This is a genomic window from Pontibacter pamirensis (assembly GCF_010015475.1).
GTDB classification, from domain to species: domain Bacteria; phylum Bacteroidota; class Bacteroidia; order Cytophagales; family Hymenobacteraceae; genus Pontibacter; species Pontibacter pamirensis.
This window is the reverse complement of sequence record NZ_SSNI01000002.1, coordinates 30,605-48,810: the sequence shown is the minus strand read 5'-3', so window position 1 is coordinate 48,810 and position 18,206 is coordinate 30,605. Positions and strand designations below refer to the sequence as shown.

Sequence of the window (18,206 nt, the reverse complement as noted above, 5' to 3'; positions counted from 1 at the left end):
ATCACCCTTTGTCCTTCTTCCTTCATCCATCTGTCCTGTAATAAATGAAGAAACTATACCTGGCGTCGGCAACTTTCTGGCTGCTGGTGCTGCAGGCCTGTGGGCAAACAACAGGCAGTGCCTATGCCTTGATGCTGAAAGGTTTGTACAGCCACACCGTACCGCAACTAAAGCCGGATCAGCTGTATCAGCAGCTACATAAAGCAGAAAATAAACCGCTGTTACTCGACACGCGCACTGCGGCGGAGTATAAGGTGAGCCATTTAAATGGTGCAACGTTTGCAGCCTACGAGAACTTTAGTCTTTCTCTGCTGAAGGATATACCGAAAGATACGCCCATCATTGTATACTGCTCCGTTGGTTACCGCAGCGAGAAGGTAGGGGAGCAGTTGCAGCAGGCGGGCTTCTACAACGTGCACAACCTGTACGGTGGTATTTTTGAATGGATAAACCAGGGATACCCGGTTTACAACAAAGTGGGCAAAACAAACAAAGTGCATACGTATTCCAGCACATGGGGCATTTGGTTGGAGAAAGGAGAGAAAGTATATGAATGATAAAAAGCTGTTAATGCTGTTTGTGCGCAATCCGGAGCTGGGAAAAGTAAAAACCAGACTGGCAGCATCCGTAGGACCAGACAAGGCCCTGGAAATATACCTGCAACTGCTCCAGCATACCTGCAAGGTTACCCAAAAGTTACCCATGAAAAAACTGGTATACTACTCCAATGCGGTGGACACAAACGACCTGTGGCCCAATGAGGAGTACCAGAAGCGGGTGCAGCCACAAGGCAATTTAGGAGAGAAAATGGAAGCTGCTTTTGCCATTGCTTTTGCAGAAGGACATACTGATGTGGTGATTATTGGCAGCGATTGCCTGCAACTAACGCCTGCTATTGTTTCAGAGGCATATCATAAGTTGGCGCAGCATGATGTGGTGATTGGACCTGCGCTGGATGGCGGCTATTACCTGCTGGGTATGAAAAGGCTGCACCCCGAACTCTTCCGAAACAAACGCTGGAGCACAGAGCATGTCTTTCCGGATACCCTCTCCGATGTGGAGCGCCTGCACCTTTCGCACGCTCTCTTGCCCCGCCTCTCGGATGTGGATTATGTGGAAGACCTGGATGCACGTTTCTTTCCCTGATGCTACGACAGAAGTTCAATTTCACCTGGTGCGCGGCATGAACACAGCATCGGGAGGCATTTCATTTGTCGCTTTGCTTATCAAAGGACTAAACCAACCATTGTAAAAGTAGTATACACATTCCATGTCATCAATCATACAGAAATCTACGCTTCAGTTTTTAGCCGAGCTGGCAGCGCATAACACCCGCGAGTGGTTTGCGGAGCACAAAAACCGTTATGAAGACGCCCGCAAAAACTACATCAGTTTCCTGGATGAAATGCTGCAGGAGATGCAGCATTTTGAACCGGCAGCGCGCGGGCAAAGAGGCAAAGACCTGGTGTTCCGGATTTATCGCGACGTACGCTTCTCAAAAGACAAGAGACCCTACAAAGACCACTTCGGAGCTTACGTAGCGGAGGGTGGAAGAAAGTCGACTTTGCCGGGCTATTACCTGCACCTGGCGGGGAATAACAATTCGTTTGTTGCCGGAGGCCTCTGGATGCCGCCGGCAGAGCAGCTAAAAGCAGTGCGCCAGGAGATTGACTATAACCTGGATGCGTTCAAAAGCATAATCGAGTCTACGGACTTTAAAAATTGTTTTGGAGATTTGCAGGGGGAGCAACTTAAAACTACTCCCAAAGGCTATGATAAGGAGAACCCAGCCATCAACTATTTACGCCACAAAAGCTGGAACGCTGTAATGCCTTTACCGAATAACGAGGTTTTACAGGAGAACTTCATGGAGGTGGTGCTGGACGCTTTTCAGGCCCTGAAACCATTCAACGATTTCCTGATGCAGCCGCTGCAGGATGTGGAAGAGTAGATAAACCAAATAAAATTTTATTTTCTCTATATATTGTTTAGATTGTGTAACGCAAGCTCACGTTCCGCTAAAAGAATAGAGAAATGAAACAGGCCCTTGTTATTCTTTTTACACTTCTTAGTATGCTTAGTGGGTATGCGCAAAGTTTCTATTTTGAGAAGCCGGATTATAAAAAAATAGAAAAAGCCATAAAGGTTGAAGGCTCTAACTACTATTATTCTGCGCTGATGGAGCGGTATAACCGGGCAGATACAACCATGACCTTAGATGAGAAGAGGCACCTGTACTATGGTTATTCTTTTCAGCCGAAGTATTCGCCTTACGACTCGCCGGATTTTGCTGACAGCCTGCGAGCAGTACTACAGAAAGACCAACACAGTGACGCTGACCTGAAGCGTATCTTGAAGTATGGCGATTTGCTTTTAGCTGATAACCCGTTTGATTTAAGAGCCATCAATTATCAACTATACGCCCTGGAAAAGCTTGAAAAGCAGGAAGCCTTCAGGAAAAGATTAAACCAAATGAACATAACAATAGAAGCGCTGCTAAGCTCAGGCGATGGCCTGAAAAAAGAGTCTGCTTTCTATGTTATTTATACAACGCACGAATACGACCTGCTCAACATTCTGGGCTTCCAGTTTGGAGGGCAGCAAAGTTTAATCGAGCATTATGATTACCTGAAGGTAGCAGAAAACCCAAGCCAGGTAGAGGGCATGTACTTCGATGTCAGTCCGTGTTTGAACTCCCTGAATAAAATGTTCAAGTAGCCCTCATTGCAGACAGTTGGAGCCTGCTTCTTTGCATGTGTCATTAGACACAGTTTCACTTTATTGAGTCAAAGCTAAGCTTTACCTGTTTTATCACGCACTTCCTCTTCTGCTATTAAGTGCCGCTTGCGCTGCCGGTAGAGGTAGAGTTCTATTAGCAGCCAAAGAAACACGAGCGTATACTCCAGCAAAATAAGTCCCATGCTTTCGGTGTTAGCAGTAGTTTGGTAAGCGGCATACGACAGGATAGCAAAACCCGACCATACCACAGCAAAGCGAAAGCGGCTCATAGTAGTAAGCGCCAGGAGTGTAGTAAGGTACCAGGGGTGCACTGTGGTAGCCAGGAATAGATAGATGGTAAGAGCGGCTGCCATGTAGCCTGCCATTCTGCGGATGGAACTCAATCTCTTTTTAGTGGCTAACCAAACAATTAGGAGCAGAGTAATCAAAGAAAGCAAAGGCCCCAGTACCATAATTATATTGAAACCGGCAAGTTTATACCCGATCCAGCGCAGGAAAAAATAGATGCCGGCGTTGAACTCGAACTTTTGAAAGTACAGGTCCAGGCTCTGGAAAATATGCTGGATTACCTCCATAGACAGGAGCGGGTAAAACACAACTACCACTGTTCCCCCTGCTGCCCCCCCGAAAATCAGGAACTTTCTTGGGCCTAGTCTGCGGAGCAGGAAAGGCAGAAACATGAGCGGTAAGAGTTTGGTGCCGATGGCCAGGCCAAAGGCTACGCCTGAAAATAAAAAGCGCTGGTAAAAAAGCTGGTGCAGGGAGAGAAGCAGAAAAAAGATCAGCAGCGCCTCAAAATGCAGGTTGCCCACCAACTCCAGTATTACAAGCGGGTTGAGGGCATACAGCAGCACGTGCTTATCCGGGAGGGCCATTTTGCGGAGCAGGCGCAGCAGCAATAGTATGCTCCCTAGCTCTGCCAACAGTAGCACTACCCGCAACACCAGTACATTGCCCCATAGGTTGGCGGGGAAAAGTTCAGCAGACATCAAGAAAACAGCTTGCGAAACAGGCGGATAAATGCTGTAGTAGTGAGGGGAATTTAGCTGCTGGTAGAGTGCTGTGGTGATACCAACCACAGGCGGTGCGTCACCGGAAATGATAAACTTTGGCAAGTGCAGGTAAGGATTCATGCCAGCGGCTAACAACCTGCCATCCCATATAAAGCGGAAATAATCATCAGACAGTGCGGGTTCAGCAAATAGGAACAGGAGCCTGAACACGACCGCTGCCCCGATGCCATACCATATATGGAAGTGTGCGTTGATCAGGTAGAGGTAGCAGCCAAAAGCCGCTGCATAAAGCACGAGAAGCTGCACAAATTCAGTTCGTGGCGTAGCATAAGCCAACGCAAGATAAGCTAGTGCTGAAACTCCTGTTACGATGTAAGTAGCCGTGTTACTCTTCGTCATACTTTAAGCCTGCCTGCTATGAAAGAGAGAATAAAAGAACACGGTGCCAAACCCGAAGGCCAGCATGAGATGAAAGGGCAGCTGGCCATAGTCCTGTAACCTGAATGCCGCGCCAATCCCAAATATAAAATACAGCGCCAGCAGCCCCTCCAGTATGGTGACAGGACTTATACTTTTGATGCCATAGCCCTGTTTCCGCCACGAGTCCTTAGCGTTCACAATATTGTATTTCGGCGTCCGGACAAACGGTGTTTTTTTTCCAAAGTATCCTTCCAGCACGGCAATGCTGTTGTGGAGCGAAAGCCCCATAGAGATGGACAGGAACAGGATAAACTCAGGCACAAACCACACCGTGGTACGCCAGGCGGAGGCGCTGTGGGCAGAGTGTGCTGACCAGTAAAAAGCAACCAGTGCAGCTAAGCTCAGTAACAAGGCATACCCCAGCTGAAAAAAAAGTGCTAGCTCCGGTAAATTGTTTTTGAGGAACAGCACAGGCAAGCTTAAAATTGCCGTGAGCAGCACACAAACAAAAATGGCACTGTTTAATAGGTGAAAGAAGGCGTGCAGTTTTGTAGAAAACGAAACACTAGAGCGCAGTACCCGCCCTAAATGTTTACGTGCGGTTTCTGCAGCTCCTTTCGTCCATCTAAACTGCTGCGATTTTAGTGCACCCATGGCGGCGGGTAACTCAGCCGGTGCCTCCACATCTTCCATGTATAGGAACTGCCAGCCCCGTAGTTGCGCCCGGTAGCTCAGGTCTAAATCTTCTGTCAGGGTGTCGGCCTGCCAGCCCCCGGCATCCAAGATACAAGCCTTCCGCCATACACCTGCCGTACCGTTGAAGTTCATGAAGTGGCCCCCGCTGTTGCGCCCGGTTTGCTCCACGGTAAAATGTGCATTTAGCCCGAAGGCTTGCAGCCTCGTTAGCAGGGAGTAATCGCTGTTCAGGTGGCTCCAGCGGGTTTGCACGACGCCAATCTGCGGATCGGTGAAAGCAGCTATTGTCTGCTTCAGGAAATCAGGTTTGGGCAAGAAATCCGCATCAAATATAGCAATGTACTCTCCTGTAGCCTGTGCCAGCCCGTGCTGCAAAGCGCCCGCTTTATACCCAGTGCGCTCAACCCTGCGGATGTGCTGTATGTGCAGGTGCGGGTAGGCTTTAAGTTTTTCTTCGATAATAGCCGTTGTGTCATCCGTAGAATCATCAAGGATCTGAATCTGCAGGCGGTTGTGGGGGTAGTCAAACGCTGCCACGGCCTCCAGTAGGCGTGCTACCACATAGCGTTCATTGTAAACTGGTAGTTGTACGGTTATTAGGGCTGGCCAGTCCTGCCGCAGTGTGTAAGGGAGGGTATGGAGTTTGTGGCGGCCCCTGCGGTGCAACCAGTAGAGAACTGTCAGATGCAGCTGCGCCATGCTATAGCAGAAGATGAAGGCAAGGCATATTGCATACACAACCAACATCAATCCTTCTGCCATACTCATACCCGGAGTTTATAGATACTTAAATATAGTCAGAATGATTTTATAACCTGCCATCACGGTGCCCTTTACAGTGCCCGACACTTTTGATGTTCCTATTCGCTTGCGGTAAGTTACGGGTACTTCGGTATAACTAATCATTTTCCTGGCCGCTTTCGCCTGCATTTCTACTGTCCAGCCATACGTGCGGTCGCGCATAGAGAGCGCCAGCAGTGTATCCAGTTTAATAGCCCTGAAAGGACCCAGATCGGTAAAGCGCGCACCATAGAACAAACGAAGCAGGGAAGTGGCGAGCCAGTTGCCGAAAATCTGCTGGGGCAGCATGGCACCGGCCCCCCTATTGCCTAAAGCCCTGGAGCCAATCACCATCTCTGCCCGGCCCTCCATAATAGGCTGCACCAGCTGTGGCATCTCCTCCGGGTAATCTGAAAAATCCCCATCCAGGAAAACGATGATATCGGGGCGGGTAGTAATGGGTTTGGCAGTGGCATATGCTATTCCTTTGAGACAGGCATTACCGTAACCCGGCGTTGGCTCCTCCAGCACGGTGGCACCGGCAGCGGCGGCAACTTTGGCTGTGCGGTCGCTGGAGTTGTTGTTGACCACAATCACCTCCTCTACAAAACCAGCCGGTATGGCCTGCAGTACTTTGGCAATAGATTGTTCCTCGTTATAAGCAGGAATGATAACGTTAATTCGGGGCATATTTTAATTGTGGGCACAAAGATGTTCAAATTCTTTTTCTGATACTATTATTGATTTCCTTCTTTGGAGTTCTGCCATAACATAAGTTACCTTTGCAGCCTGAATTTCTGCATGAAGTTTGTTATTAGTTGGTTATGATACTTGAAGCACTTATAAATGAGGACGCAGTGAAGGAGGGAGATAAAGCTCCTGACTTTGAACTGCAAAGGCAGGATGGCGGTTTGTTCCGCCTGCATGACCTGCTGAAGGAGAAGAACGTGGTGCTATACTTTTACCCAAAAGACAGTACCTCAGGCTGTACCAAGCAGGCCTGCGAATTCCGCAACCAGTATAAAGTATTTAAAGAATATGATGCTGAAGTGGTTGGGGTAAGTTCTGACAGCCTGCAGTCGCACAAAAAGTTTGAGCGGGTGCATCACCTGCCCTTTACCCTGCTGAGCGACAAAGGTGGTCAGATACGGAGTATTTATGGGGTGCCGCGCCAACTGGGCGTGTTTCCAGGGCGAGTGACCTACATCATAGATAAATCAAAAGAGGTTCGCGCGATTTACAATTCCATGTCTAAGCCACTGGAGCACATAAGCACAGCGATAGAGGTGTTGCGTGGCATCAACAAAGAACAAAACGCTCCAAATTAAACGGATGTTTTACTTTAAAGCAGAAGTGGCCGCATGAGTAACCGGGTGGCCATTTCTGCTTTAAGAATATTATCAGGAAGGCCTTCGTTTCAGCCATCTGCCGCTGTTGAACTCCAGGCTCAAAAAACCAAACTCTTTATTATAAAGAATCCGCTTTACACCTCCATTTTCGGTGTTGTTGGTTACTACCTCATACACATTGTAATATGCTGTTCCATTTACCTCATGGCTTTCAAAGGTTGGTGGATCCTCATCATTTATTTCCCAAATACCATGGTCGGCTACACTCAATTCTACCTGCAGGTTGTCAGGTTGGCGAAGGATGCGTGTGCTTAGCGCGGGCTCTACATCCGCCACATCTTCCATTAGCGTTCTAATCTGCACGTTAAAGCTTTCAATGCATTCGTCTGTGGCAGTAAATCCCTCGCCTGGGAATTGTTGGGCAAAAAGGCCGGATCGGGTATACGCAACAGTATCCCCTGTATTAGTTTCAAACCTGATGCTAGCATCTTGTTTGTAAACCAGCCACTCTGCATCTGCAGCGGTTGGTTGGTTAAGGGTTACTTCACCGCATTTTTCGCAGGATGTGAGCACGGCGGTTGCAAGGAGTAATAAGAAAAAGGAATGGAGGCTTATCTTCATCTTTTTATGAATGCGATTTTTTATACATGTTGATTTGCTTTTATAAATGAAGCGGCTTTAACAGCATCACTACTGTGACTCTGTTTTTCCTCTGTTAGTTGCACCTGCTCAAACTTTCTAAACCACTTTGAGACCATCTGAAAATGATCGCGCACCGCATCCTTGTGCGTCAGGATGTTGATATGGTCATAGTCGTGCAGATGGCCGTTGGCTTTGCCCAGTACCCGGAAAGCGGCTTGTTTGCTGCCTGTTTCCAGGAGCAGTTTTTCTACATCCACCGGGTTGCCCAGCACATCATCTTTGGCACCGGCCAGGTATAGTGTAGGCGGCACCTCCATTTGCTGCAGCGCTGAGGCATAATCGAACTTGTCGTGCCAGTGGCGCCAGGGCTTTTTTACCACCCAGTCGTTTGTTTGCAGGTGGGTGAGGCGGGTTTCGCGGTCGGATCCCATCTTTAGCTTTTCGGCTGGCAGGGCACCGGTTACAGCCACGGCTGCTTTGGCTACCCAGTTCCACATCACGTCTATCATAAAAAACTTTTTCGGGCTCCAGATGCTGATGCGGCGCTTGCTGGCGAAGAAGGCCATGGCTTGCACCTTCACCGGAACTGCGGGGCGTGCCAGGTAAGCCAGCATGAGCACGCCGCCCCATGAGTGAGCCCCCCAGAACTGTGGCACATCCCCCTTCAGCTCTTTTATCTTGTTGATGAATGCCGGAAAGTCTTCTTCTAAGGTATGGGTTAAGCCAAAATCTGAATCACCGGAAATGGCAGGTTTGCTTTTGCCCCGGCCCCGTAGGTCAGCCACAAACACATCGTAGCCCTGCTGCGCCAGAAAAGGGGCAAAGCCTTTCCCTGACTTAGAGTAAAATATGCGTCCGTTTTCGATGGAGCCATGCACCAGCAGCACCGGCGGCCCCTGCTGGTTTTGGCTGAAGCGTTTCAGGTGCAGGGTATCGGTGGCGGTAACAGGTATATAAATGGATTGTGTTTGTAGGGAAGTCGTAGCAGTTTCTGCCATTTGGGAATAATTTAATTTGAATCGATATACGCCTTCACGCCTCTTTGCCCGCTTTCAAGCAAGGCTGTTTTATCATCTTCAGTTAGTTTACGCACACGGGGGCTATAGCCGGCTGTGCTCACGGAGATGGTGCGTGCCCAGTCATGTGATGTTAGCCCCTGCCGGTTCAGGTTCTCTTTCACAATGGCATAAAAGGCACCCATATAGTCTCCAAATTTATCGATTTTATAAGGTGCAAGGCCTGCTTGCTTCCTGTCATAAGCAATTTGCTCGTCGCGGTCCAGGCGCAGGCCAAGCGTTTGCGGGTTGTGGAACCTGCCGGCGGCATCGTAGTGCTCCGGCTGTGGCTGCGATTCGTGCAGGTATTCCTCCTTGTCGAACACGTCCAGCGGAAAGTTCGCCAGCACCCCACCATCTACCAGCACATCCACCTCCTGTCCTTTCTTTGCTTTGGTTACCACCTGGCCCTGCTGGTCGAGCAACACCGCGCGGTAGTATAAAGGCACCGACATAGAGATACGCACCGCATGCTTTACCTGCATGTTCAGGTATGTTTCGTGGGAGAAAACCACCGTGCACTGGTCTGTCAGGTTTGTTCCGGTCACATATAAGTCACGGAAGTTCTTTTGGCTATTTAATGCATGAAGCTCTGCGAAGGTGATGTCTGCCTTACCTGTCTTGGCTTTCAGTTGCTCTCCCAGCCACTCGGTAAATTTGTCGCCCCGATACCAGCCATATTGTTTAAACAAGCGGTTGGTGCCGCCGAAGAAAATAAACCTGCCGTCGTTAAACTGCAGCACTGGTGTCCGGAAGGTAATGTCGGTAATCTCATCGGGGGTATAGCCTACTGCCAGTAGGGCAGCCTGTATGGCTCCGGCCGAGGTGCCTGCCACCCGTTTGATACCCGGTAAAATATTTTCCTCTTCCAGCGCCTTTAAGGCACCGCCATAGGCAATGCCACGTATGCCGCCTCCCTCTAATGCCAGGTTATAATATTGCGTTTGTCCAAAAACAGTTGTGCCAACCAGCAGGCAAAGTAACAGCAGGATGTTTTTTATCATAAAGGCATTACCTTAAGGTTCTGTTATCTTCAAAGATAAAAAAATAGCTGCTATACCTTAGTTGCAGGTTGGCACTTTAATTTTGTGTTACAAAGTTATTAGCTTCTAACCGGTATAGGCTGTGGTTTCAGCTTCGGTCGTAAAACAAGCCATGCAAGGGTGCCGAAGATGGTGCCGGAAAAAAAGGCTATGGCTGTCACCATCCAGCCGTTTACTCCCCGCTGCTCTGCATCATGATACACCCATGTCAGGATAAACACAAGCAGCATCATGTACACGCCTATAATTGTTAAGAATATAAAATTTGGTAAATCTATTGCTATCAGTTCCATATCTCTCTTGTTGTTTTGTACTAAATCGGAAGTGTAATTCACTTACTTACAATTATATAAACTGCTGTAGTGGGGGTAATGTTTATAACTTTATCAAGAATGGCGTTGCAATATTAATTTTATGTCGGAATTAAGTTGTATTTTAATGACCAGAGAGTCATGAAAGCAGTCATATGGAAATTGTATTGCCGCTAAGATGTGGTGTTTCGGGTGATTTGAAATGCAGAATAGATGCGGAATTAATTGCTTCAAAATAAGAAGTGTAACAAACAAAAAGAGGCTGCCCCTTTTCGGACAGCCTCTTTCCAAGTATAGTATATTCTATCTGGCTAAGTGTATAATCGGTGCGGGTACTTTAAAATCACCAAGGCGGTGCCCTATACATTTGCTGATACGAATTTAATTTGTTTCTGCAGATGGTAAAGCAGGGTCATCAGTAGCGTGCTGGCGCAGCAGCAGTTGTAGCATTTCGGTTAGATAATTACCACTGTGGGGGCCGTAGAAACTCATGCTCCGTGTCTCATACTTGTCCAGGTTGTAATGTTCTGCTGGCGTAACGTAGCCAATATAGCCCCCGTTAAAGCTGGTGGCGATAACCTCTAAACCCTCTTGCGCAGCGGCAGTCTCCAGCTCGTCCATAAACTCACCGGAATAATCAGCAGGGGCACCTATCAGCACAATGTCGCCTACCTGAAGGCTGGTAACATAAGCTGGGTGCTTCCCGAATAACCAGTTGAACAGCGTTGGAGCGAGCCGCAGGTTTTCTGATATGCGCCACTGTGGCTCCGGTAAAAACAGGGGAACTCGATTATAGCCAAGCGTTTGAACATAATCTGTTTCGACCTGGTACAAGTCATGCCGCAGGATGGTTGCCAAACGTTCTCCCACTTCCTCCATACCCCCAAAGGGAGCCTCCTGAAAGTGAACAGCACTGTGGCTGCCCACAGCGCCTGCCGAAAAAGCTGCGAATTCTATTCTTTCTTCCAAGGCATCTACCAGCACGCCGGGGTAGTCGCGGGAGAGGATGGGCTGCATGGAGGGGAGTGTGGTGGGATGCGCTGAGAAGAATGAAAGTACGGCAGTAGTGCCATCCGGTCGCTCAAACTTCAGGAAGCGCAGTTTTGTGTCCCTGTCCTCCCTCGATTTTGTAAGGCGGTTTTTCACCATGCTGGCCGCATTGGCGCTGCCGTAGCCCACACGGGTGGGGGTGAGGTTCTGCCGCGCCATCTGTATACTTTGTACAATCTGCTGCGTCAGTTGCTGTACAATCTCTTTTTCATACTCTCCTGACAAAAGCTTCACGCCAATTTTACGGCCCCAGCCGCCAAAGCTGGTATGGCTGTGGGTGGCGGAAAGGTATACCTGCTCTGGCTTCAGGCCCAGTGCGGGGTATAGTTTCTCCAGTTCCTGTAGCACCAGCATGGGCACAATCAGCAGGTCCAGGGAAATGAAGTAAGCTTCTGTCTGGCCGTTATCGAAGGCGAAGGTGCGTACCCAGGCAGTATCGTGCACTTCCTCATAGTCCATGCCCAGCCGCTTGCCGTAGCCCGCGAGTGGTGCAGGTGCAGGCGGCGTGATGTTTACCTTTCCCCAGCCAACCTCCAGCGTGTCGCCGGTTGTGATGGTGGCGGGGTGGCTGTTCAGGCTGGCCAGTGTCTCCTGGTAGTAATCGGTTTGCTGGTAAGGCGTACGGTCTATGCGCTGTACCATGCAGGCAGGCAACAATAGGAGCAATAGCAGCCAGTACCAGCTTCGGGAGGTTTTCTTTTTAGATGCAGTGGCAGTGTTCAATTCTGCGTAGTTTATGAAATAGGTGATTTTATGAATGCGTTAAGTTGCTAAGGCAGTATGGCTAAACAACTTAACGCCGTGTTGTGTTAGCAAATGCCCCGAATATTTTACAAAGCTACAATCTCATCAGGTTAATCTTTCTAGTTAGGGCAATATACTTTAAATTTGACTTTTCTATAACCTAGGTAATTTAGCACATGATCAGTAGAGCGACAGCAGGGCAGGCATCATATCTTCCTATCTTCAGGCACATCAGCAGGAATGCGGCTTAAACTTCAGAACGCTAACTCCCTTCATTATCAACATAAGAAGAGTGTCAGCGTCGTTTGTTGTATAGAAAAAGACCTATGTCTTTTGTCTTGCTACCTATGTCCCCTTTTATAAGTCTTTAGTATCAAAAATATATATGGAACAAAACATTGACCATCTTTTAAAAATCGCCTCTGAGCTTACTATCACCATCAAGCAGGTGGAAGCTACCGTCACTTTATTAGACGAAGGAGCGACAGTACCTTTTATTTCCCGTTACCGCAAAGAAGTAACCAGCTCGCTGGACGAAGTGCAGATTGCCGCTATCCGTGACAGGATGGAGCAGCTGCGCGAGCTTGACAAGCGCCGCGAGAGTATTCTCAAGTCCATCCGCGACCAGGAGAAGCTGACGCCGGAGCTGGAGGCACAGATTATGGCTGCCGAAACAATGGCTGCCTTGGAGGATATTTACCTGCCTTACAAGCCGAAGCGCCGCACCCGCGCCACCATCGCCCGTGAGAAAGGGCTGGAGCCGCTGGCTGAGCGCCTTTTCCAGCAGGAGAATTTCGATGTAACGGCGGAAGCTGCCAACTTCATCTCTGAAGAAAAAGAGGTGAAAGACGAAGCGGAAGCATTGTCCGGTGCCCGTGATATTATGGCCGAGTGGATGAACGAGAATGCCGAGGCGCGTGCATCCATGCGGCAGCTCTTCGAGAAGAAGGGGGTGTTTAAAAGCCGCGTGATGATGGGCAAGGAGGAAGAAGGCCAGAAGTTCAAAGACTATTTTGAGTGGGATGAGGCGATAGAGAAAGCCCCTTCGCACCGCATACTGGCCATGCGCCGCGGCGAGGCAGAAATGGTGCTGATGCTGAGTGCGCAACCGGAAGAGGAAGCGGCCCTGGCGAAGCTGGAGGATATGTTTGTGAAAGGCAACAACGCGGCGGCAGAGCAGGTGCGTCTGGCAGTAAAAGATTCTTATAAGCGACTGCTCAAGCTGAGCATGGAAACGGAGGTTCGCCTGAGCTCTAAAAAGCGCGCCGATGAAGAAGCCATCCGTGTGTTTGCCGATAACCTGCGCCAGTTGTTATTATCCTCCCCGCTTGGCCAGAAAACAGTGCTGGCGCTGGACCCTGGTTTCAGAACCGGCTGCAAACTGGTGGTGCTGGACAAGCAGGGAAAGCTGCTGCACAACGAAACAATATACCCGCACACCGGCCAGCACAAGGCGCAGGAAGCAGGGCAGAATGTGAAATACCTTGTGGATAAATTTGATGTGGAAGCCCTCGCCATTGGTAACGGAACAGCCAGCCGCGAGACAGAAACCTTCGTGAACAATCTGAACCTGCCGAAGACGGTACAGGTGGTGATGGTGAACGAGAGTGGTGCCTCTATCTATTCTGCCTCCGATGTAGCTCGCGAGGAATTCCCTGATCAGGATGTGACGGTGCGTGGTGCTGTGTCCATCGGTCGCCGCTTGATGGATCCGCTGGCAGAACTGGTGAAAATAGACCCGAAATCAATTGGCGTGGGCCAGTACCAGCACGACGTGGACCAGTCTGCCCTGAAGCATACGCTGGACGACGTGGTAATGAGCTGCGTGAATGCCGTGGGTGTGGAAGTGAACACTGCCAGCAAGCAACTGCTGACTTATGTGTCGGGTCTTGGTCCGGCGCTGGCGCAGAACATAGTAGAGTATCGCAACCAGAACGGTCCTTTCCGCACACGCACGGAGCTGAAAAAAGTAGCCCGCTTAGGTGATAAAGCCTTTGAGCAGGCAGCAGGATTCCTGCGCATCCGCGACGCGAAGAACCCGCTGGATGCTTCTGCCGTGCACCCGGAAAGTTACCCGATTGTGGAGCAGATGGCAAAAGACCTGGGCGTAACGGTGCAGGACCTGGTGAAGAGTGACGAGTTGCGCAAGAAAATTGAGCTGAAGAAGTATGTGACCGACACCGTTGGTTTGCCAACGCTGAAGGACATTGTGAGCGAATTAGCAAAACCAGGCCGCGACCCACGCGAGACTTTTGAGGCATTCAGCTTTACAGAAGGTGTGAATGAAATGAGAGACCTGCGTACTGGTATGAAGCTGCCAGGCATCGTGACCAACATCACGGCCTTCGGTGCTTTCGTAGACATTGGGGTGCACCAAGATGGGCTTGTACACGTGAGCCACCTGTCTGACCGCTTCGTAAGCAACCCGCATGAGACAGTGAAAGTAGGGCAGAAGGTAGAGGTAACGGTACTGGAGGTGGATGAGAACCGCAAGCGTATCTCACTCAGCATGAAAAGTGATCCTGCCGCCGCCAAACCGGCAGGTGGTGGTGCTACTAGAAAAGGCGACACCAGAAAAGAAAAGGAGGCCGAGCCGATGAATGATTTCCAGGCGAAACTTGCCCAATTGAAAGGAAGGTTCAAGTAAAAGCAACCACATATTGATAGAAAGAGCCCTGAGCGTGATTCGTGCAGGGCCTTTTGCATTAACATGCCCCGGTATAGCCATTGCCACTGCGATGCCGTATGATTTGCTATACAATTCTGTTTTAAAATCAAATGAGTACCTATATGCGATTATTTAATTTAAACTACCTGCTGGTCATGCTGCTGCTGCTTGGCTGTGCAGAACCTGCTGACGCGCAGTATGAGCTGCAGGATGCATACCCCAATGTTGAGTTCGATGGCCCGGTAGAGGCGGTTTGGGTGAACGAGGGGCAAGGCCGCCTCTACGTGGTGGACCAGGAGGGGAAAATATACTGGCTACCAGGCAATAAGAATGCCGCCACAAAACAAAACCTGTTCCTGGACATCTCCGACAGAGTAGTGTCAGGCGGAGAGATGGGCTTATTGGGCCTGGCCTTTCACCCCGACTTCCAGAACAACGGCTACTTCTACGTTAACTATACCTCCGGCAGTCCGCTACAAACCAGGATATCTAGGTTTAAGGCAGCGGCAGGCAATACAGGTCAGGTCGACCCAAAAAGTGAAACAATTCTGCTGACATATGATCAACCCTACCGCAACCACAACGGGGGCAAAGTCACGTTTGGGCCGGACGGCCATCTATACATTGCAGTAGGCGATGGCGGCAGTGGCGGCGACCCTCAGAACTATTCCCAGGACAGGTCGAAACTGCTTGGCAAAATACTGCGCATCGACGTGAACAATACTTCCGGCAACCGCAACTATGGTATTCCGGCTGATAATCCTTTCGCTAATAACACGCAAGGCTACCGCGAAGAGATATATGCTTACGGCCTGCGTAACCCCTGGAAGATTTCCTTTGATCAGGAAACCGGCCGCCTATGGGCAGCAGATGTGGGGCAGAACAAGATAGAGGAAATAGACATCATTGAGAACGGCGGTAACTATGGCTGGCGTGTGATGGAAGGTTCAGACTGCTTTAACCCAAGATCTAACTGCGACGAAACAGGTCTTATCAAACCTGTGCACGAGTATACGCATGCTGATGGTGTTTCTATAACAGGCGGCTTCGTATACCGGGGTTCGGCGATGCCGGAGCTACAGGGCAAATACATTTATGCGGACTATGTCAGCGGCAAGGTGTGGGCCTTAACAGTAAACAAGAATGGCACAAAGGCTGACAATACCTTGCTTCTTACCACCAACTTTCCTGTTTCTTCCTTCGGGCAGGATCAGAACAATGAGTTGCTGGTGCTCAGTTATGGCAGTGAAGGCAAACTGTACCGGCTGCACCGGCAGGTGCAATAATGAAAGTAGCTGTATAAGAGCAAACAATCCTAAAGCAACAGGCCCGGTTATACTTTAGCCGGGCCTGTTGCTTTCAATACTTCAGGAAATAGCGCAATTGTAAATACAGTGAAAGATAGCGGGAATGGTAATTTGAAGAACAGAGGCTTTAATATTTCACTGGCTTACCTGTTTAGAATAAGATAATTACATACTTCAACAGCTAAAAAGCGTTCCCGGCACATGCCTGAAACGCTTTTTTTATGCATAAACAAGTGAATGTACTAATATAAGTAGTCATAAAAGCAACTTCTATAGTAAATGAATGCGTATCCATTAAAAAAACAAAACATATGGATACTTACAAATCAAAAATGTCTGATGTGCTTGATACACAGCATATCCTGCCGCCAGCCACAGGATCCAGCCACATGAACGTAGGAACCACAGAGCGTATTGGTTCTGTGGTGGGAGGTGCTTTAATGGCCTACTATGGCTTTCGCAAGCCTAACTTTGGCGGTTTAATTCTGGCCGCCGCCGGAGGCGCTCTGCTCTACAGAGGCTCCACCGGCTATTGCCCCATGAACAGTATGCTTGGCCGCGATACCGCAGATGCAAAAGACATCTCCATCGAAATTACCCGCAGCCTTACTATCAACAGGCCACGCAGCGAAGTATTCCAGTTCTGGCGGCAATTCGAAAACCTGCCGCAGTTTATGCAGCACCTGCAGGAAGTTCGCCAGCAGGGTCCGAAACGCTCCCATTGGGTTGCCAAAATACCAAAAGGGGTGGGTACAGTAGAGTGGGATGCAGACATTGTGCAGGAGGAAACGGATACGCTTATTGCCTGGCGCTCGCTGCCTACCTCTGATGTGGATAACGCCGGTGAGGTCCGTTTTACGGATGCACCTGCCGACAGAGGTACTGTTGTGCAAGCCACTATTTCCTATAGGCCACCTGCTGGTGCAGTGGGAGGACAATTAGCCAAACTACTGAATCCTGCCTTTGAGCAGATGGTGAAGAACGACCTGCACCGCTTTAAGCAGCTCATGGAAACAGGAGAAGTGACCACCATCGAAGGGCAGCCAGCAGGAGCGCGCTAAGAAAGCGCGAGGATTTATATTCTATCAAACTAAAAATAAAACTATGAAAGCACTTTGTTGGAACGGCATCAACGACCTTCGGGTAGAACGTGTGCCAGATCCGTCTATTCTGAATCCGGGCGATGCCATTGTGAGAGTCACCATGTCGTCGGTTTGCGGGTCTGACCTGCACCTGCTCGATGGCTATGTGCCCACAATGAAAGCGGGGGATATCATCGGGCATGAGTTTATGGGAGAAGTAGTAGAGGTTGGCCCTGGCGTAAAAAAGTTTGTGAAAGGCGACCGCGTGGTGGTGGGCTCAGTGCTGGGCTGTGGCAGCTGCGAATTCTGTCAGACAGACCAGTGGTCGCTTTGCGATAACTCCAATCCAAACCCGGAAATCCTGGAAAAAGCCTACGGATATGCCGGAGCCGGTATCTTCGGCTACTCCCATGCCTTCGGCGGTTACGCCGGCAGCCATGCGGAGTATATCCGGGTGCCTTACGCGGATAACGGGGCCTTTAAGGTGCCGGAAGGCGTAACAGACGATGCCGCCGTGTTTACCTCCGATGCCTTCCCGACCGGGTTTATGGCAGCAGATATGTGTGGCATAGAGCCCGGTGACACGGTGGTGGTATGGGGTGCTGGCGGTGTAGGACAGATGGCCATGCAGAGTGCCTGGCTTTTAGGTGCCGGACGCGTTATCGCCATCGATCGGTTCAGAGATCGACTGGCAAAAGCCAAACAGTTTGCCAAAGCGGAAACACTAAACTACGAAGAGGTGGACATACTGGAGGCGCTGAAAGAAATGACCGGCGGGCGTGGGCCAGACCGCTGTATCGACGCTGTAGGCATGGAAGCACACACAACCGGTGTGGAGCAGTACTACGACAAAGCCAAACAGACGCTTCGCCTGCAGACAGGTAGACCAGCGGTGCTGCGACAAGCGATTATGGCCTGCCGAAAAGGCGGTACTGTATCCATCGTAGGAGTATACGGTGGCCTGCTTGATAAATTCCCGATGGGTGCAGCCATGAACAAGGCGCTGACATTGAGGATGGGGCAGATGTTTGCGCAGAAGTATATTCCGCAGCTCTTAGACAGAGTAGCCGCCGGGGAGGTAGATCCTTCCTATATGCTCACACATAAATGGGGCCTGGACCAGAGCCCGGAAGGGTATAAGATGTTCAAGGAGAAAACAGATGATTGCATGCGGGTGGTGTTCACGCCCTAAGTTATTGATTGAGAATAGCAAAGCGTAGAAATTGTGCTGTTGTTAGTCAGAAGACAGACCAACAGCACAATTTCTACGCTATCCATAAATCCTGACCAAAATATACAAAGGAGTC

17 protein-coding genes are annotated in these 18,206 nt (G+C 49.7%); 9 read left to right on the top strand and 8 right to left on the bottom strand.

The features are described 5' to 3' along the window. The first annotated feature begins 44 nt into the window (after positions 1–44). The 4 genes from E1919_RS03060 to E1919_RS03045 all read left to right on the top strand — a co-directional run bounded on the left by E1919_RS03060 (position 45) and on the right by E1919_RS03045 (position 2,718). Complete coding sequence (locus tag E1919_RS03060; RefSeq protein WP_162051868.1) at positions 45–557, top strand: rhodanese-like domain-containing protein; 513 nt, start codon at positions 45–47, stop codon at positions 555–557. Continuing rightward, on the top strand, positions 550–1,146 hold the full coding sequence (locus E1919_RS03055) for a TIGR04282 family arsenosugar biosynthesis glycosyltransferase (RefSeq protein WP_162051867.1): 597 nt from the start codon (positions 550–552) through the stop codon (positions 1,144–1,146). Before E1919_RS03060 ends, E1919_RS03055 begins: the two co-directional genes overlap by 8 nt. Positions 1,147–1,270: 124 nt before the next feature. Next, the gene (locus E1919_RS03050) at positions 1,271–1,951 is read left to right on the top strand and encodes a DUF2461 domain-containing protein (protein WP_162051866.1); all 681 of its coding nucleotides are present in this window, start codon (positions 1,271–1,273) and stop codon (positions 1,949–1,951) included. Between the two features lie 83 nt (positions 1,952–2,034). After that, positions 2,035–2,718 carry a DUF4919 domain-containing protein gene (locus E1919_RS03045; protein WP_162051865.1) on the top strand — a complete coding sequence of 228 codons (684 nt, stop codon included), beginning with the start codon at positions 2,035–2,037 and terminating at the stop codon, positions 2,716–2,718. A gap of 74 nt (positions 2,719–2,792) precedes the next feature. Here E1919_RS03045 and E1919_RS03040 read toward each other — a convergent pair whose 3' ends face one another. Genes E1919_RS03040 through E1919_RS03030 form a run of 3 tightly spaced genes read right to left on the bottom strand, consistent with a single transcriptional unit; the run spans position 2,793 to position 6,338 of the window. Continuing rightward, positions 2,793–4,151 (bottom strand): MptA/MptB family glycosyltransferase, encoded by a 1,359-nt coding sequence (locus E1919_RS03040; RefSeq protein ID WP_162051864.1) that lies wholly within the window; start codon positions 4,149–4,151, stop codon positions 2,793–2,795. A gap of 3 nt (positions 4,152–4,154) precedes the next feature. Then, positions 4,155–5,636, bottom strand: a complete 1,482-nt coding sequence (locus E1919_RS03035; protein ID WP_162051863.1) for a cellulose synthase family protein — start codon at positions 5,634–5,636, stop codon at positions 4,155–4,157. A 9-nt stretch (positions 5,637–5,645) separates the two neighbouring features. Beyond that, positions 5,646–6,338, bottom strand: coding sequence for a glycosyltransferase family 2 protein (locus E1919_RS03030; RefSeq protein WP_162051862.1), 693 nt, complete (start codon positions 6,336–6,338; stop codon positions 5,646–5,648). A 134-nt stretch (positions 6,339–6,472) separates the two neighbouring features. On the opposite strand from E1919_RS03030, the gene E1919_RS03025 reads away from it, so the two are divergent. Then, on the top strand, positions 6,473–6,976 hold the full coding sequence (locus tag E1919_RS03025; RefSeq protein ID WP_162051861.1) for a peroxiredoxin: 504 nt from the start codon (positions 6,473–6,475) through the stop codon (positions 6,974–6,976). 72 nt (positions 6,977–7,048) lie between these two features. On the opposite strand, the gene E1919_RS03020 is transcribed toward E1919_RS03025, so the two are convergent. The 5 genes from E1919_RS03020 to E1919_RS03000 all read right to left on the bottom strand — a co-directional run bounded on the left by E1919_RS03020 (position 7,049) and on the right by E1919_RS03000 (position 11,821). Further along, positions 7,049–7,618, bottom strand: coding sequence for a hypothetical protein (locus E1919_RS03020; RefSeq protein WP_162051860.1), 570 nt, complete (start codon positions 7,616–7,618; stop codon positions 7,049–7,051). A gap of 20 nt (positions 7,619–7,638) precedes the next feature. After that, positions 7,639–8,637 (bottom strand): alpha/beta fold hydrolase, encoded by a 999-nt coding sequence (locus E1919_RS03015; protein ID WP_162051859.1) that lies wholly within the window; start codon positions 8,635–8,637, stop codon positions 7,639–7,641. 11 nt (positions 8,638–8,648) lie between these two features. Further along, positions 8,649–9,698 (bottom strand): patatin-like phospholipase family protein, encoded by a 1,050-nt coding sequence (locus tag E1919_RS03010; RefSeq protein ID WP_162051858.1) that lies wholly within the window; start codon positions 9,696–9,698, stop codon positions 8,649–8,651. A 98-nt stretch (positions 9,699–9,796) separates the two neighbouring features. Further along, a complete protein-coding gene (locus tag E1919_RS03005; RefSeq protein ID WP_162051857.1) occupies positions 9,797–10,030 on the bottom strand; it encodes a hypothetical protein in 234 nt (77 codons plus the stop codon). A 399-nt stretch (positions 10,031–10,429) separates the two neighbouring features. Then, positions 10,430–11,821, bottom strand: a complete 1,392-nt coding sequence (locus tag E1919_RS03000; RefSeq protein WP_237143968.1) for a neutral/alkaline non-lysosomal ceramidase N-terminal domain-containing protein — start codon at positions 11,819–11,821, stop codon at positions 10,430–10,432. 406 nt (positions 11,822–12,227) lie between these two features. Here E1919_RS03000 and E1919_RS02995 point away from each other — a divergent pair, with 406 nt between their 5' ends. From E1919_RS02995 to E1919_RS02980, 4 genes are all read left to right on the top strand, one after another. Further along, complete coding sequence (locus E1919_RS02995; protein WP_162051856.1) at positions 12,228–14,489, top strand: Tex family protein; 2,262 nt, start codon at positions 12,228–12,230, stop codon at positions 14,487–14,489. Between the two features lie 143 nt (positions 14,490–14,632). Further along, a complete protein-coding gene (locus tag E1919_RS02990; RefSeq protein WP_162051855.1) occupies positions 14,633–15,796 on the top strand; it encodes a PQQ-dependent sugar dehydrogenase in 1,164 nt (387 codons plus the stop codon). A 332-nt stretch (positions 15,797–16,128) separates the two neighbouring features. Continuing rightward, positions 16,129–16,878: an SRPBCC family protein gene (locus E1919_RS02985; RefSeq protein ID WP_162051854.1), complete on the top strand. Its 750-nt coding sequence runs from the start codon at positions 16,129–16,131 to the stop codon at positions 16,876–16,878. 43 nt (positions 16,879–16,921) lie between these two features. Beyond that, positions 16,922–18,091 carry a zinc-dependent alcohol dehydrogenase gene (locus tag E1919_RS02980; protein ID WP_162051853.1) on the top strand — a complete coding sequence of 390 codons (1,170 nt, stop codon included), beginning with the start codon at positions 16,922–16,924 and terminating at the stop codon, positions 18,089–18,091. Positions 18,092–18,206 lie beyond the last annotated feature (115 nt).

Excerpts from the sequence above, each read along its gene's own strand:
- E1919_RS02995 (WP_162051856.1), top strand. The coding sequence starts at position 12,228 with ATGGAACAAAACATTGACCATCTTTTAAAAATCGCCTCTGAGCTTACT.
- E1919_RS03055 (WP_162051867.1), top strand. The coding sequence starts at position 550 with ATGAATGATAAAAAGCTGTTAATGCTGTTTGTGCGCAATCCGGAGCTG.
- E1919_RS03050 (WP_162051866.1), top strand. The coding sequence starts at position 1,271 with ATGTCATCAATCATACAGAAATCTACGCTTCAGTTTTTAGCCGAGCTG.
- E1919_RS02985 (WP_162051854.1), top strand. The coding sequence starts at position 16,129 with ATGGATACTTACAAATCAAAAATGTCTGATGTGCTTGATACACAGCAT.
- E1919_RS03010 (WP_162051858.1), bottom strand. The coding sequence starts at position 9,698 with ATGATAAAAAACATCCTGCTGTTACTTTGCCTGCTGGTTGGCACAACT.
- E1919_RS03030 (WP_162051862.1), bottom strand. The coding sequence starts at position 6,338 with ATGCCCCGAATTAACGTTATCATTCCTGCTTATAACGAGGAACAATCT.
- E1919_RS03020 (WP_162051860.1), bottom strand. The coding sequence starts at position 7,618 with ATGAAGATAAGCCTCCATTCCTTTTTCTTATTACTCCTTGCAACCGCC.
- E1919_RS03025 (WP_162051861.1), top strand. The coding sequence starts at position 6,473 with ATGATACTTGAAGCACTTATAAATGAGGACGCAGTGAAGGAGGGAGAT.
- E1919_RS03005 (WP_162051857.1), bottom strand. The coding sequence starts at position 10,030 with ATGGAACTGATAGCAATAGATTTACCAAATTTTATATTCTTAACAATT.
- E1919_RS02990 (WP_162051855.1), top strand. The coding sequence starts at position 14,633 with ATGCGATTATTTAATTTAAACTACCTGCTGGTCATGCTGCTGCTGCTT.
- E1919_RS03035 (WP_162051863.1), bottom strand. The coding sequence starts at position 5,636 with ATGAGTATGGCAGAAGGATTGATGTTGGTTGTGTATGCAATATGCCTT.
- E1919_RS03040 (WP_162051864.1), bottom strand. The coding sequence starts at position 4,151 with ATGACGAAGAGTAACACGGCTACTTACATCGTAACAGGAGTTTCAGCA.
- E1919_RS02980 (WP_162051853.1), top strand. The coding sequence starts at position 16,922 with ATGAAAGCACTTTGTTGGAACGGCATCAACGACCTTCGGGTAGAACGT.
- E1919_RS03015 (WP_162051859.1), bottom strand. The coding sequence starts at position 8,637 with ATGGCAGAAACTGCTACGACTTCCCTACAAACACAATCCATTTATATA.
- E1919_RS03045 (WP_162051865.1), top strand. The coding sequence starts at position 2,035 with ATGAAACAGGCCCTTGTTATTCTTTTTACACTTCTTAGTATGCTTAGT.
- E1919_RS03060 (WP_162051868.1), top strand. The coding sequence starts at position 45 with ATGAAGAAACTATACCTGGCGTCGGCAACTTTCTGGCTGCTGGTGCTG.